Annotated in this window: 16 protein-coding genes; 9 read left to right on the top strand and 7 right to left on the bottom strand. The window is 66.0% G+C overall.

Going from position 1 to position 14,318, the window contains the following annotated elements; genetic code table 11:
* The first annotated feature begins 8 nt into the window (after nt 1-8).
* The 4 genes from F624_RS0103555 (at nt 9) to F624_RS0103540 (ending at nt 3,986) form a co-directional block, all read left to right on the top strand.
* The gene (locus F624_RS0103555) at nt 9-815 is read left to right on the top strand and encodes an ABC transporter ATP-binding protein (protein WP_019572887.1); all 807 of its coding nucleotides are present in this window, start codon (nt 9-11) and stop codon (nt 813-815) included.
* 35 nt (nt 816-850) lie between these two features.
* Nucleotides 851-2,092, top strand: coding sequence for an ABC transporter substrate-binding protein (locus F624_RS0103550; protein ID WP_019572886.1), 1,242 nt, complete (start codon nt 851-853; stop codon nt 2,090-2,092).
* The gene (locus tag F624_RS0103545) at nt 2,089-2,859 is read left to right on the top strand and encodes an ABC transporter permease (protein WP_019572885.1); all 771 of its coding nucleotides are present in this window, start codon (nt 2,089-2,091) and stop codon (nt 2,857-2,859) included. Before F624_RS0103550 ends, F624_RS0103545 begins: the two co-directional genes overlap by 4 nt.
* Before the next feature lie 161 nt (nt 2,860-3,020).
* Nucleotides 3,021-3,986, top strand: a complete 966-nt coding sequence (locus tag F624_RS0103540) for an aliphatic sulfonate ABC transporter substrate-binding protein (protein WP_019572884.1) — start codon at nt 3,021-3,023, stop codon at nt 3,984-3,986.
* Here F624_RS0103540 and F624_RS0103535 read toward each other — a convergent pair whose 3' ends face one another.
* From F624_RS0103535 to F624_RS0103525, 3 genes are all read right to left on the bottom strand, one after another.
* Nucleotides 3,987-4,406 (bottom strand): 6-pyruvoyl trahydropterin synthase family protein, encoded by a 420-nt coding sequence (locus F624_RS0103535; protein ID WP_019572883.1) that lies wholly within the window; start codon nt 4,404-4,406, stop codon nt 3,987-3,989.
* Complete coding sequence (gene queE, locus F624_RS0103530) at nt 4,403-5,035, bottom strand: 7-carboxy-7-deazaguanine synthase (protein WP_031253952.1); 633 nt, start codon at nt 5,033-5,035, stop codon at nt 4,403-4,405. The genes F624_RS0103535 and queE overlap by 4 nt, the downstream gene beginning before the upstream one ends.
* A 228-nt stretch (nt 5,036-5,263) precedes the next feature.
* Nucleotides 5,264-5,566, bottom strand: coding sequence for a hypothetical protein (locus F624_RS0103525; protein ID WP_157443289.1), 303 nt, complete (start codon nt 5,564-5,566; stop codon nt 5,264-5,266).
* A 474-nt stretch (nt 5,567-6,040) separates the two neighbouring features.
* Here F624_RS0103525 and F624_RS0103520 point away from each other — a divergent pair, with 474 nt between their 5' ends.
* A complete protein-coding gene (locus F624_RS0103520; RefSeq protein WP_157443288.1) occupies nt 6,041-6,412 on the top strand; it encodes a type IV pilin protein in 372 nt (123 codons plus the stop codon).
* A 195-nt stretch (nt 6,413-6,607) separates the two neighbouring features.
* Here F624_RS0103520 and F624_RS35655 read toward each other — a convergent pair whose 3' ends face one another.
* The 4 genes from F624_RS35655 to F624_RS0103500 all read right to left on the bottom strand — a co-directional run bounded on the left by F624_RS35655 (nt 6,608) and on the right by F624_RS0103500 (nt 10,871).
* On the bottom strand, nt 6,608-7,348 hold the full coding sequence (locus tag F624_RS35655) for a helix-turn-helix transcriptional regulator (protein WP_031253949.1): 741 nt from the start codon (nt 7,346-7,348) through the stop codon (nt 6,608-6,610).
* 252 nt (nt 7,349-7,600) lie between these two features.
* Nucleotides 7,601-9,142: an amidase gene (locus F624_RS0103510; protein ID WP_031253947.1), complete on the bottom strand. Its 1,542-nt coding sequence runs from the start codon at nt 9,140-9,142 to the stop codon at nt 7,601-7,603.
* A 37-nt stretch (nt 9,143-9,179) separates the two neighbouring features.
* A complete protein-coding gene (locus F624_RS0103505; RefSeq protein ID WP_019572877.1) occupies nt 9,180-10,181 on the bottom strand; it encodes a Bug family tripartite tricarboxylate transporter substrate binding protein in 1,002 nt (333 codons plus the stop codon).
* A 132-nt stretch (nt 10,182-10,313) separates the two neighbouring features.
* On the bottom strand, nt 10,314-10,871 hold the full coding sequence (locus tag F624_RS0103500) for a DUF2799 domain-containing protein (protein ID WP_084679390.1): 558 nt from the start codon (nt 10,869-10,871) through the stop codon (nt 10,314-10,316).
* 211 nt (nt 10,872-11,082) lie between these two features.
* Here F624_RS0103500 and F624_RS0103495 point away from each other — a divergent pair, with 211 nt between their 5' ends.
* The 4 genes from F624_RS0103495 (at nt 11,083) to F624_RS0103480 (ending at nt 14,295) form a co-directional block, all read left to right on the top strand.
* Nucleotides 11,083-11,994 (top strand): LysR family transcriptional regulator, encoded by a 912-nt coding sequence (locus F624_RS0103495; protein WP_031253945.1) that lies wholly within the window; start codon nt 11,083-11,085, stop codon nt 11,992-11,994.
* Nucleotides 11,995-12,203: 209 nt separating this feature from the next.
* Nucleotides 12,204-13,133, top strand: coding sequence for a LysR family transcriptional regulator (locus tag F624_RS0103490; RefSeq protein WP_019572874.1), 930 nt, complete (start codon nt 12,204-12,206; stop codon nt 13,131-13,133).
* Nucleotides 13,134-13,310: 177 nt separating this feature from the next.
* Nucleotides 13,311-13,904 (top strand): outer membrane lipoprotein, encoded by a 594-nt coding sequence (locus tag F624_RS0103485; protein ID WP_019572873.1) that lies wholly within the window; start codon nt 13,311-13,313, stop codon nt 13,902-13,904.
* A 67-nt stretch (nt 13,905-13,971) separates the two neighbouring features.
* Nucleotides 13,972-14,295: a DUF2845 domain-containing protein gene (locus F624_RS0103480; protein WP_019572872.1), complete on the top strand. Its 324-nt coding sequence runs from the start codon at nt 13,972-13,974 to the stop codon at nt 14,293-14,295.
* The last annotated feature ends 23 nt before the right edge of the window (nt 14,296-14,318 follow it).

Below are 14,318 nucleotides of genomic sequence, written 5' to 3'. Positions count from 1 at the left end.
CACCCGCCATGAGCACCGCTGTCCAACCCAGTGCCGCCACCGCCGAAACCGCCCTCCGCGCCCAGGGCCTGAGTCGCCGCTGGCCCGGCCGGCCCGTGCCGGTGTTCGGCCCGCTGGACTTGCAGATCGCCCCGCGTGAAATCGTCTGCCTGCTGGGCGGCAGCGGCTGCGGCAAATCCACCTTGCTGCGCGCCATCGCAGGCCTGGAGCCGCCGCATGAAGGGCGCGTCGAGTTCATGGGCCAGCCCCTGACCCAACCGCACCCCAGGGCGGTGGTGGTGTTCCAGCAGCCCAGCCTGCTGCCCTGGCTGAATGTGCAGGCCAATGTGGGCTTCGGGCTTGATTTCAAACACCAGCCCGCCACCAGCCGGCCCGAACGCGAACGCCGCATCAGCGATGCGCTGGCCGCCGTCGGCCTGGCCGGCAAAGGCGGGCTGTACCCCAACCAGCTGTCGGGTGGCATGGCGCAGCGCGTGGCGCTGGCCCGCGCCCTGGCGCGCGAGCCAGCCCTGCTGCTGGCCGACGAGCCCTTCTCGGCGGTCGACGCCATCACCCGCACCGAGTTGCAAGACCTGCTGGTCGAGGTGGTGCACCGCTGGCACAGCGCCGCCTTGCTGGTCACCCACGACATCGACGAGGCCCTGCTGGTGGCCGACCGCATCGTGCTGATGGGCGGCCACCCCGGTGAACCGGCCCGCCTGGTGCGCGAATGGGCCGTGGGCCTGAGCCGCCCGCGCCTGCAACACCCTGCCGAACTGACCCGGCTGCGCCTGGACATCCTGGCCGCCCTGCAAGACCTGCGGGCCGCGCACTGACGCGCCCCGCCCACCCACTTCCACACTGATTGACCATGAACCTCGACCCACGCCCGAACTACCAGCACCTGTGCGCCAGCGCCGACTGCGGCTGCGGCATGACCCGACGCGACCTGTTGCGCCTGGGCGCGCTGACCAGCGCCAGTGTGGTCGCCCCCTTGTTGAGCGCCGGTGACGCCCGGGCCCAGGCCTTCAAGGGCGACGACCAGCCGGTGCGCATCGGCTACCTGCCCATCACCGATGCCACCCCGCTGCTGGTGGCCCACCAGCGCCGCCTGTTCGAGGCCGAAGGCCTGCGCACCGAGGCGCCGCGCCTGTTCCGCTCGTGGGCCCAGCTGGTGGAGGCCTTCATTGCGGGGCAGGTGAACGTGGTGCACCTGCTGTCGCCCACCACCCTGTGGGTGCGCTACGGGAGCAAGTTCCCGGCCCGCGTGGTGGCCTGGAACCACGTCAACGGCTCGGCCCTGACGGTGGCCAACGATATCCAGTCGGTGGCCCAGCTCGAGGGCAAGACGGTGGCGATCCCGTTCTGGTATTCGATCCACAACATCGTGCTGCAGCAGCTGCTGCGCCAGCATGGCCTGACCGCCGTCAACCGCCCGCGCGGCGAGGCGCTCAAGCCAGGCCAGGTGAACCTGGTGGTGCTGCCGCCCGCCGAGATGGTGTCGGCCCTGGCCGCACGTTCGGTGGCGGGCTTCATCGTGGCCGAGCCCTTCAATGCCGCGGCCGAGAACCTCAAGGTGGGCCATGTGCTGCGCTTTGTGGGCGATGTCTGGAAGAACCACGCCTGCTGCCTGGTGACGCTGGCCGAGCGTGATCTGGTCGAACGCCCCGAGTGGGCCCAGCGCGTGACCAACGCCCTGGTCAAGGCCCAGCTCTGGACGCGCAACAACCAGTTGGAGACGGCCAAGCTGCTGTCCAACACCGGCGAGGGCAAGTACACACCGCACGCCCTGCCCGTGCTGTCCAAAGTGCTGGCGGCCACCGACTACAGCGAGTACGAGAAGGCCGGCATCGTCAAGAACAAGGGCTGGAACCAGCGCCGCATCGACTTTCAGCCCTACCCCTATCCGTCGTACACCGAGCAGCTGGTGCGCTCGCTGCGCGAGACCACGGTGGAAGGCGACACCCGCTTCCTGCAGGCGCTCGACCCCAGCTTTGTGGCCCGCGACCTGGTGGACGACCGCTTTGTGCGCCAGGCGCTGCAAAGCGTGGGCGGCCTGCCCGCCTTCGGCCTGAGTGCCGACTTCACCCGCCGTGAGATGCTGGGCGCATGAAGGCCTGGTTGACGCGCTTGGGCTGGCCCTTGCTGGGCTTTGCCGGGGCGGGCGTGCTGTGGCAAGTCGGGGCTGGCCATCTGTCGGATGTCGAGGCCATCAACCAGGCGTTTTCGCCGCAGGCCGGCCTGAGCACCCTGGTGGCCCTTCTGGGCGAGGCCAGCTTCTGGGGCCACATCGGCACCAGCCTGCAGCGCATCGGCATGGCCTTGGCGGGCGCTTTGCTGATCGGGCTGCCGCTGGGCCTGCTGAGTGGGCTCTCGCCCCGCTTTGCCCGCATCACGGGCACGCTGTTCCAGTTTCTGCGCATGGTGTCGCCCCTGTCGTGGATGCCGCTGGCCGTGATGGCGCTGGGCCTGGGCAATGGCGCGGTGGTGTTTTTGCTGGTGTTCGCCGGGGTCTGGCCCATTGTGCTGAACACCGCCGCCGGTGTGGCCGCCCTCGACCGGCACTGGCTGCAACTGGCTGCCAGCCTCTCGGCCACCCGCTGGGAGCTGATCAGCCGCGTGGTGCTGCCGGGCATCCTGGCCCATGTGCTCACGGGCTTTCGCCTGGCCCTGGGGGTGGCCTGGATCGTGTTGGTGCCGGCCGAGATGCTGGGGGTCTCGTCAGGCCTGGGCTACTTCATTCTCGATGCCCGCGATCGCCTGGCCTACCAGGAGCTGACGGCCGCCATCGTCGTGATCGGCGCGCTGGGCTTTGCCCTCGACACCCTGGCCCGCACCCTGATCGGGCGCTGGACCCACGCCGGACCGGCGCAACAGTGACGCAGGCCGGGCCAGGCGCGCTGCGCTTATGCGCGCAGCGCGCTTGCAATGGCGAAATGGGCGCATGCAGGAGGCCCCCAGGCGGCTAGGCTAGCCTCACAAGCCAGCGTGGCAGAACCTCTGCCACAGCCTGCCCCCACCGCCCACACGCCTCTTTGCCCATGACCGACACCCCGACCCGACGCCGCCTCTTGCAGGCTGGCCTGGCCTTGCCCGGCGCCTTGTTGCTGAACCCTTTGCAGGCCGCTGAAGCCGATCGCCTGCGCATCGGCTACCAGAAGTCATCCACCCTGATGATCTACCTGAAGTCCAAGGGCGTGTTGGAGAAGGCACTGGCGCCCTGGAATGTGAGCGTGCAATGGCATGAGTTCAACTCGGGCCTGCCCCTGCTGGAGGCCTTGAATGTGGGCGCCATCGACCTGAGTGCCGACGTGGCCGATGCCGTGCCGGCGTTTGCACTGGCCGCCGGCGCACAGCTGACCTACTACGCGATCGAGACCCCCTCGCCCCAGGCCCAGGCCATCGTGGTGCGCAAGGACTCGCCCGTGACCAGCGTGGCCCAGCTCAAGGGCCAGAAGGTGGCCTTTGCCAAAGGCGCAGGGGCCCATTACCTGCTGCTGGAGGCGCTGGCGCGCAACGGCCTGAGCATCCAGGACATCGAGCCGGCCTACCTCAGCCCGGCCGACGCCCGCGCCGCCTTCGAGACCGGCAAGGTGGCAGCCTGGGTGATCTGGGACCCCTTCCTGGCGGCCGTGCAGCGCCAGTCGGGCGCCCGCATCCTGGTCGACGGCACCCGGCTGTCGGCCTACCGGCGCTTCTACCTGGCGGCCACACCCTACGCCCAGCGCCGCCCCGATGTGCTGGGGCTGGTGTATGGCGAGCTGCAGCGCGCCGGCAACTGGATCAAGCACAACCCCAATCAGGCGGCCGAATGGCATGCCCCGGTGATCGGTCTGGACGCGGCCACCGTCGAGGTGGCCAACCAGCGCCGCAGCTACCAGGTGCAGCCACCCGACGCCGAAGCCCTGGCCGAGCAGCAGCGCATTGCCGATGCCTTCAGCCAGGCCCAGATCATTCCGCGCAAGGTGCGTATCGCCGATTCGCCGGTGTGGCGGCCGGCCAGCTGATCAGGCGGCTGCCCAGCGCAGGGTGCAACGGTCACCCACCGCCTGGCGCTCCACCGTGATGGCGCTGAGCTGGGGCAGCACCGGGGCAAGTTGGCGGCCGATGAACAGGCACAGGTTTTCCAGCGTGGCAGGGCCCAGACCGGGCACCTCGTCAAGAAAGTGGTGGTCGAGTTGCTCGCGCAGGCGGGCGATCTCGGCCCGCACCAAGCCCAGATCCACCACCATGCCGGTGGCCGGGTCGGGGGCGCCGCTCACATGCACCTCGGCGTGGTAGGTGTGGCCATGGATGCGGCGGCTGCCTTCGGCCTCGATCTGGCGTTGCAGGGTGTGGGCCGCGTCAAAGAAAAAGCGCTGCGACAACTCGAACACCGCGCCCGTGCGTGGGAAGGGGGTGGCAGGGCTTGCAGGGGTGGGGCTCATCGGATGTCCAGAACTTTGTGGGTTTGCACCGACAGGCGCCAGCGGGGCTGGGCCTGGCAGTAGGCGATGCAGGCGCGGGTGTTGGCGCGCTGCTCGGGGTTGTCCATGGGCTGCAGCAGAAAATGCTCGAAGTCCAGCGCCTGCAGCTCGGCCGGGTCGAGGCCGGGCTGCGGGTAGACCAGCTTGAGCTCGTGGCCGCTGCGCTGCACCAAGGGTGCGCCGGCCTTGGGGCTGACGCAGATCCAGTCGATGGCCGGCGGGGCGGGCAGGCTGCCATTGGTTTCCACCGCGATCTCAAAGCCTTCAGCGTGCAAGGCCTGGGTCAGGGCCTCATCGACCTGCAGCAGGGGCTCGCCCCCGGTCAGCACCACATAGCGGTGGCCCTGCCCTTCGGGCCATTGGGCCGCGATCAGCGTGGCCAGGGCCTGGGCATCGGCGAACTTGCCGCCCAAGGTGCCATCAGTGCCCACAAAGTCGGTATCGCAGAAACGGCACACGGCCGTGGCGCGGTCGGCTTCACGCCCGCTCCACAGGTTGCAGCCCGCAAAGCGGCAGAACACCGCGGGCCGGCCAGCGCGCAGGCCTTCACCTTGCAAGGTGTAGAAAATTTCCTTCACGGCATAGCTCATGCGGCCCCCTTGGCGCATGCGTGCTGGGAGAGAAGCTGAACAGGGAGAACTTCGGAAGGCGGGCGACGGAAAACGACAGGCAGCCGCACAGCGTGCGGCAACGAGGTTTTGAACATGGTGTTCCTCTACATGGCCCCGGGCGTGAACGACATGAACCTTGGCCGGGGCGGCAAGAGGCGGGATTTTAGCTGAAGGCCTTGGCCGCCCCCGATGCGGCCCTCAGATGGGTCAGGCCTGGCGCTGACCAGGCCACCAGGCAAACACGCGTCTCCACCAAGGCTGGGGGGCCGCCACGGGAGCGCGTGCTCGCCTGCGATTGACCTTTCGTCGGTTGTAAGACCTCTCAGACGGCGGCTTGGCCATCTCCCACCCGCCCACGGGTTGGGGCTCAACCGTCATCAGATCCGAGTCGTACTGGTTGATTTCGCTGGTCACAAAGTGCTCTGCGACAAAAGACTCTGCGCGACGGTCTCCGCGGTGAAAGCTGTCGTCCAGGCGGCTGATCACCTCGGCGTCATCTTCCTCCGACATGACCGAATCCAGGAACTTGACTTCTAGGCCCACTGATTTCATGACATTCCTACCCTTTTTTTGATTGGCACCGATGCCGCCCCTTTTGGCGCTCATTCGAACCGCTTATCAAATAAGTGTCACAGGCAGAAGCACCAGTACGCAACTATCAAAATTGATGGTTGAAGGCCTGCGTGTCGAGCTTCATCAGCTTTTGCGGGGGACATCTGCCTCCATGCCCCAGATCAAGCAGATCAAGCCTTGGGTCAGTTTTAGCGCATCTTCGCCAGACATCCACTATCGAAAGTGATAGTTGCGACCATCCCCAGTTCGTCAAGAATCGGTTCGCCTCACCGTTCAGGCGCTTGCATGCCCCCCAAGTCAACCGCCGTTACCCGATCCCATCACCAAGAATGTTCATCCACGTGCTGTGTCTATCCCCCCTTTTGAGCCGGACTGAAAGGGTTGAATGTGTTTACCTTGATTGAGGGGCTGTTGGCACTGGCCATCACGGGCATGCTCTTGGTGGTTGCCTTGCCGACGCTGCACGCCCAGACCCCGCGCAGCCGTGTCGAAATGTCTGCCCAATACCTGGTCGCCCTCAGTGAGGTGTTGGAGCGTGGTTACCAACAGACGCAACGGTACCCCAGTCATGTGCTGATGGACTTTCCGGACCTGAGCACCGACCGGACCACCCCCCCTGTGGGCGTAGCGCCGGGGCCGGCCTTTCGCTTTTCCCTGCAATCCACCCCGCAGGCCTATACCCTGACGGCAACAGCCCTGAACGGCCTGCGTTGTACGCTGACCCTCAATCAATCGGGCGCACGCACGGCATCAGGCCCGGATTGCGGCGCTTTGCGGTGGTAAGGCACTGAGTCAAGAGAGCGTCACGGAGACCGCTTTCACACACGACTGCACAAGCCCTTCACCGATGACCCGGCCAGATCGGTGCTGCCAAGCTCACCCGCATCAGATCACTTATGACGAAAATCATCCATTCCGTCATCAAATATGAGCCATCGGCACCCCGCTTGAATCAGTAGACGGTTTGATCAGGCATTTTCAATGGAAGCCCCGTAAATCGATCCAACCGCGCGACAGCGCCAGAGCGACGGCATGCGCCTTGGACGCCGCATGCATTTTAGAAATGGCGTTTTTGAGGTGAAACGCCACCGTGGCTTCGGACACCGTCAAGATTTTGGCTGTGTCGGCCCCGGTTTTACCCAGAGCAGCCCATTTCAGGCATTCAAGTTCGCGCGGGGTCAGCGTCTGGTCTTTGACATGCTCCAGTGCCGCCTTGAAAATGCGCATCAGAGAAATTCGACTGGCCGCCAGAATCAGGCGCGACGCATTGGTCAACGCCGCCTCGGTCGACGCCGAGCCATCCTCCTGCGTCAGCGACAGGACCAACCGATGCGGCAGGCCGACGCCCGCAGGAAACTCCATGACCTGCCGTGTCTTGACACGCACCCCCTCAGGAAGGTCGAAGGTCTGGAAGTCGGTGGAGGGGCCCAGGCGGGCCGATTCCGAGGGCTCGGCCTGCGTCAGTTCCTGCCGGGATCCAGCGCCGAAGATGAAGTCGATGTCTGGCACATTGACCACGCTTGAACGCCCATCATCGACGTTTGAAAACCACAAACGCCGGGCCTCACCGGAAACCGCCCAGTACTCGACCATCAGATCCAGTCGATCGACAGGGAGCATGTGGGCTATTTGCATCAACAAACCACGCACCGCCGCCAAGTCAGTTGCTTTGGACAACTGAGAGATCGTGGCAATCAAATGATGTTCTGTGGCAGGCATGTGCAATCGAATGAAATGCCGCTTTGAAATTGGGAATGGGCGCATCGTGCGCCCATTTCCACCAGAATTCCCGACAGGAAAATGACTTGGCTATTTAGCGGATGAAAAAAAGGTAGGTGCAAACAAAAGCAAGGTGCTGTGCGATGCCAAGCCAGCCCCGGGTTTTTGCGATTTTAGCCAGAAACCAGGCAAGCCATCGAATGCCATGCTCGACATGACGGAAAAACCCAGGCTGAGCAACTCCGGCCTGCCTCAGACCACTGACTGCGCCGCGCCAGACCGGCCCGCTTCGGCCGTGTGCGGCACCTGGGGCGGGTGCGTCACGATGCTGTCCAGCGCGGGCACCGGCGGCTTGAGCGCGGCCAGATCGGGCAGCGGGCGGCGCAGCACGGGCGAGCCCGCAAAGGCCTGCTCCAGGGCACGCGAGGCCGAGAGCAGCGCCAGATCACCGCGGAAACGGCCCACCACCTGCAGCCCGAAGGGCATGCCCATCGGGTCGGTGCCGCAAGGCAGGCTGATGGCCGGGTGGGTGGTGAGGGTGATCACATAGGTCAGGGCCAGCCAGCGGTAGTAGTTGGCCTGGGCCTTGCCATCGATCATGTCCGCGTGCGGCAGCGTCCAGGGGAAGGGCGACACCGGCGTGGTGGGCGTGAGCAGCAGGTCGTAGTCGGCGTACACGGCCTGGAAGCGGTTCAGGATGCGGGTCTGCTCGGCCTGGGCCCAGGCGCTGTCGAGCAGGCTCATGCGCATGCCGATCTCATAGTTGGCGCGCGGGTTGGGGCCCAGGCTGGCGGGGTCGCGCTCGTAGGCCTCACGCGTGCCGGCCACAAAGGCCTCGGCGCGCAGCACGTCAAAGCAGCGGTGCACATCGCCCAGCTCCAGGTTCACCTCGTCGCAGCGGGCAAACAGGTGTCGCATGGCCTCGATCTTGGCCAGGAAGGTGGCGCGGATGACCGGGTCCACATCGCACGAGCCCAGGTCGGTGCTGTAGGCCACGCGCAGGCGGCCCAGATCGCCCATAGTGGGGCGCAGAAAACTCAAGGGGTCGAGCGGGTAGCTCAGCGGATCGCCCGGGTGCATGCCGGCCGAGGCCGCCATCTGCAGGCAGGCATCGTCCACCGTGCGCCCCATGGGGCCGACCACCGAGATCGGTGTCCAGCCCAGCAGCTTGCGCACGCTGGGCACCACGCCGGGCGAGGGGCGCAGGCCCACCACACCGCACTTGGCCGCGGGGATGCGCAACGAGCCCCCGGTGTCCGAGCCGGTGCATACCGGCAGCATGTCGGTGGCCAGGGCAGCGGCCGAGCCACCGGAGGACCCACCCGCATTCAGCTGCGGGTTGAAGGGGTTGCCCGTGGCGCCCCACACCGGGTTGCGCGAATTGGCGCCGGCCCCCATCTCGGGCACATTGGTCTTGCCGGCAACGATGGCGCCGGCACGGCGCAGCCGGGCCACCAACTCGATGTCTTGCGCTGGAATGTTGTTGCGGTAGTTGGGCGAACCGAAGGTGCTCAGCAGCCCGGCCGTGGGCTCCAGATCCTTCACGCCCAGGGGCAGGCCGTGCAACAGGCCCAGGGGCTCGCCGCGCAGCACGGCCTGCTCGGCCGCGCGGGCCTCGACCCGGGCGCGGTCATAGCACTTGGCGGTGACGGCGTTGATGCTGGGGTTGACGGTCTCGATGCGCTCGATGCAGGCCTCGAGCAGTTCGACGGGCGATATCTGGCGTTGCGCGATCAGCTCGCGCAATTCGACGGCAGAGCGGGTGACAAGGTCAGCAGAAGAAGATGCGGTCATGGGCAGGGGTCCAGGTCGTGAACAACGGACAGAGGCCTCAATCGGCCTGGATGTTGGCGCGTGCAGCGGTGGCGCGCATCAGCGGCAGTTCAGTTTCGATCAGGGCACTGGCCTCGGCCGCGGTGGAGAAACTGGGCTCCAGCCCCTGGTCGTTCAACGCCTTGCGCACGCCCGGGTCGGCCAGGGTGTCGCTCAGCGCTTTTTGCAACTTGGCCTTGACCGGTGCGGGGGCCCCGCGCGGTGCCAGCAGCATGAGCCAGGATTCAAGTTTCACATCGGGGTAGCCCGACTCGGCAAAGGTGGGCACATTGGGCAAGGTGGGCAGGCGCTTGGGCGAGGCCACGGCGATGGCGCGGATCTTGCCGGTCTTGAGCTGGGGCAAGGTGGCCGTGACCGTGTCAAAGGCCAGCGGCACCTGGCCGCCCAGCAGGTCGGTCATGGCGGGGGCGCTGCCCTTGTAGGGGATGTGGGTGACCTTGAGGCCCATGGCGTAGAAGGCCATTTCTGCCACGAAGTGGGAGCTGGTGCCGGCGCCAAACGAGGCGTACGAATACTTGTCGGGCGCGACTTTGATCGCGGTCTTCAGCTCGGCCAGGTTCTGCACCGGCAACTGGGCATTGGCCAGCAGCACCAGGCCGGCCCGGGTGATCATGCCGACAGGCTCGAAGCTCTTGACCGGGTCATAGGGCAGGTTCTTGCGCACGGCGGGGTTCAGCGTGAGCGTGGAGCCCGCGCCCATGAGCAAGGTGTAGCCGTCCGGGGCGGCCTTGGCCACATAGGCCGCGCCGATGGCGGTGCCCGCCCCAGGCCGGTTGTCGACCACGATGGTGGCGCCCAGGCGCTCACCCAGCTTGGGCGCAATGGCGCGCGCCACCACGTCGGTGCTGCCTCCCGGTGGGAAAGGCACCACCAGCGTGATCGGGTGGGCGGGGTAGACCGCTTCAGCACCCGCCATGCCGGCACACAAGGCCCATGCCGCCAGGCCCAGGGTGTTCAGGGTGGAACGGCGGTTCAGGACAGGAGAAAAGGACAGCTTCATGGCACAGGCTCCAGACGACTTGAAAGGGTTGTTCCAGGCCATGTTAGGCAGGCCTGCATCTTCCAGCAACGGCAATCCAAACAAACCTGCGTTGCGAATTACGCAACCCACCAGGCGCCATGGCGCCGTGGCTCAGCGCACGCGGTCCAGGTTGTATTCGGCGTCGCGCACCCGGTCGCGGGCGCGGCGCAGGTTGCGGTCGTTGTCCGACAGGTCATCACGCAGCTTCTTGCGGGCGTCATCGCTGCCGGCATTGCGCAGCTTGTTTTCCAGATCAATGCGCCGGTTGTCCAGGCTGCGCACCTGTTCACGCGAATCGCGCACCTCGCGCCCCACGTTGACGCGGCGTCGAAACTCCCCATCGATGGCCGCCGGGCAGACGCCGTTGTAGTACTTGCCGTCCAAGCCCAGACGGGTCGCATTGGGCAATTGGCAGTAGCTGTACAGCCCTTGATCGCGTCCGGCCATGTAGGCCCGGGTGTCCACCACCACCTTGGCTTCGGCACAGTCCTTGGACAGGTCGTTGAGCTTGGACAGCGGCTCGCCGGCCATGCCATCGCGCAGGCCCACATCGTTCCAGCGGGCCAGCTTGCACTCTTCCACGCTCATGGTGGAGCAACTGGCCAACAGGCCCAAGGCCGCGATGGCCAGCCAAAACATCAACTTCTTCATGGGCTTCATATGCTTCATGGGTATTTCTCCTCCTAGGATGGTTGCTCGGCCCGCTGGGCTCGATCGATGTATCGGTGTGTGCGAGCCCCGTCAGGCCTCACCCCCCGCGCCGATGATAGGAGATCAGATACATTGAGTTGCAATTCTGTTGATCGCAAGCGCCTGATCAAGCTGTCAGGCTTGCCCCCTGCCCCGAACTTCGCCCCGTGATCCGATGAACCGTCCCGCCATGAACCACCAAGCCCTGCAAGACACCTCCTTGCGCTACTTTCTGGAGGTGGTGCAGACCGGCTCGGTGACCGAGGCGGCAGCCCGCCTCAATGTGGCGCCCTCGGCGGTGAGCCGGCACATCGCGCGGCTGGAGGCCGAGCTGGACACCCTGCTGTTCGAGCGGCGCGCCCGCGGCATGGTGCCCAATGCGGCGGGCGAGTTGCTGGCCACGCATGCGCGCCGTGCCTGGCAGGACATCGAGCGGGTGGCCGACGAGATCCAGTCGCTGCGCGGCCTGAAAAGCGGCGTGGTGCGACTGGCCTGCACCGAGGGCTTTGCTGCTGAGTTCGTGCCCGGCCTGATCGTTGATTTTCAGCGCCAGTACCAGGGCATCCGCTTCGGCCTGCAGGTGAGCCGGCAGGCCGACGTGCCCGAAAAAGTGCGCCAGGGCGAGGTGGACATCGGCATCACCGTGAGCACGGTGTCCGAGCGTGGCATCAGCGTGGCGCTGCGCCACCCCTCGCCCATCATTGCCGTGCTGCACCCCGAGCACCCGCTGGCCGGCCGCGGCCAGCTGTCGCTGGCCCAGTTGGTGGGCCATGCCGTGGCGCTGCCCGGGCCGGACTCGACCTTGCGCCAGCTGTTCGACATCAGCTGCAGCCGCCAGGGCCTGGATTTCGAGGCGGTGTTTGAATGCGACCGGCTCGACCCCTGCCTGTCTTTTGTGCGCTCGGGTGGCGGCATCACCCTCAATGGTGAACTGGCCTTGCGCGAACGCCTGCGGCGCGGCGAGGTGGTGGGCATCCCCTTGCGCGACCGCGAAATGAACGAACGCCATTTCGAGGTGCAGACGCTGGCAGGCCGCACCCTGCCCCGCGCCGCCAAGGCCTTTCTGGAGCATCTGCTGGAGGCGCTGGGCCGGCCGGGTTGAGGCCCGCGGCGCAGAGGCCGTCCCTGTCACGGGCAAGGGCCTGCTCGGCCTCAGCCCTGTGCCCAGCCGCAAGCATCTGAAGTTCAGCCCCTCAGGCCGCACCGGATGCCGTGCTGCAAGCCGCTGCGCCTGCGCTGCGTGGCAACAAGGGCTGAGCCACAATAGGCCCGCGGCCTGGGTGATCCGGTGCCGGCCAACCACCGATCGCCATGAACCAACTCGACTCTTTGCGCGCCTTGCTGGCCGTCATCGACCTGGGCGGATTTGCCGCTGCTGCACGGTCACTCGACACCTCGCCCGCCAAGGTGACGCGCCTGATCCAGGACTTGGAGAAGACCCTCAACACCCGGCTGCTTCAGCGCACCACGCGCACCTTGTCGCTGACCGAGGCTGGCGAGGTTTACGCGGCCCGAATCCGCCCGGTGATCGACGCCCTCGATGCCGCCAACGACGAGGTCAGCACCAGCGGGCGCCTGCCCAGCGGGGTGTTGAAGGTGCGCTCGTCATTGGACTTTGCCGCCACCCAGTTGATCCCGCGCATCTCGCGCCTGCAGCGGCTCTACCCCAAGCTCGAAGTGGAGATCAACACCACCGAACGCCAGCTGGAGTCGCCGGACCTGGAGTCAGACATCACCATGCTGTTCTCGCGCAACGGCCTGTCGGACGGGGACTTTGTGGCCCGCAAGCTGGGCATGACCTCGGGGGTTCTGTGCGCGTCGCCCCAATACCTGAAGATCCACCCGGCCCCCAACCACCCCGCGGACCTGGTGCGGCACGAGTGCCTGATTCCCACTGGCAAGGACTTACCGCATGCCTTCTTGCTGGCCTCGATCGACCCGGCCGAACCCCAGCACTTCGAGTTCCGCCCCGGGCCGGCCAAATTTCACTCCAACAGCTCTGAAGCGCTCTACCACGCCGCGCTGCAAGGCCTGGGGCTGGTCGGCATGCTGTCGGTGCACGCCCAGCCCTACATCCGCAGCGGCGCCTTGGTGCGCGTGCTGCCGCAGTGGATTGGCGAGCGCTGGCAGGTGTGGGCGGGCTACGCGGGGCGCAAGCATGTGCCGCGCAAGGTCCAGGCCTTTCTGGAGTTTCTGCAGACCGAGTTTGGCGACCCGGAACTGGACCCCTGGCTAGTTTGACGGATTCAGCCACCGGCAAAAGGTTTGAATCCCGATATTCCTGCAGGGCCTGAAGGGATTCCCAGCCAAGGCGTTCAGGCGGGTGATATGTGATCGCGAGACATACTTACTGTTACATTCCAAATTGATAGTAACAGGCATGTAAGCGTAAGATTCAAATCATTTTGTGAGGTCATCATGCGCCCATCCTTTCTGCTTCCCTTCTTGTTGAGCGCCGTGGCCTTGGCCTCTGCGGCCCAGGCCCAACCCCAGGCACCTGCCGACGCACAACAAGCCAAGAACCGTTACAAGCAAGACTTGCAGATCTGCGCCAGCGAGACCAGCGCCGACAGCCGCATGCAATGCAAGCGCGACGCCAAGACCGAATACGACCAGGCCTTGGCCACCCTCAAGGCCAGCCAGCCGGTGACAGCGCCCGAGCATGCAGGCCCGGCGGGCTGCCCCGATTGCGGCACGGTCAGCTCGGTCAGCCAGATCGAGCGCGAGGGCGAAGGCAGCGCCTTGGGCCTGATCGCGGGCGGCGTGGCCGGTGCGGTGCTGGGCCACCAGGTGGGGGGCGGCTTTGGCAAGGACCTGGCCACCGTGGCCGGTGCGGCGGGTGGCGCCTACGCGGGCCGCGAGGTCGAGAAGAAGGTCAAGAGCCACAAGATCTGGGTGGTTACCGCCCGATTCAACGGCAACAGCTCGCAGCGCTATGAGTTTCAGAACGACCCGGGTTTCAAGGTGGGTGACACGGTCAAAAAATCGAATAAATCGATTGTTCGCCCCTGATAAAACGCTTTTAAATTCGCAGGGCGTGCCGCGGAATACCTGCTGATCTGGCCCAGATAATCCACCCATGAAAATCTCTGCCATTTTCGCCAGCGCACTGATGGCTGCGCTGCCCCTGGTGACTGCAGCCCAGTCACTGAAATGCGGCAACGACTTCACCCAGCTCGGCATGAGCAAGCTTGATGTGCTGCAGAAATGTGGCCAGCCCCTGGCCACCGACAGCTTCTGCAAGCCCGCCGACCCGGCGCGCCCCCCGGCCCAGAATGCGGCTGCCCCCTGCGAAAAGGTGGAAGAGCTGCTCTACAACCCGGGCTATGGGCAGTTCATGACCGTGCTGCGCTTTGAGAGCGGCGCCCTCAAGGAAGTGCGTTACGGCGACCGGGCCCGATAGGTCTCATCAGACCTGTCTCGCCC

This window comes from Curvibacter lanceolatus ATCC 14669, assembly GCF_000381265.1.
GTDB classification, from domain to species: Bacteria; Pseudomonadota; Gammaproteobacteria; order Burkholderiales; family Burkholderiaceae_C; genus Curvibacter; species Curvibacter lanceolatus.
Note: the sequence above shows the minus strand (reverse complement) of the source record. Positions and strands in the feature narration are given on the sequence as shown.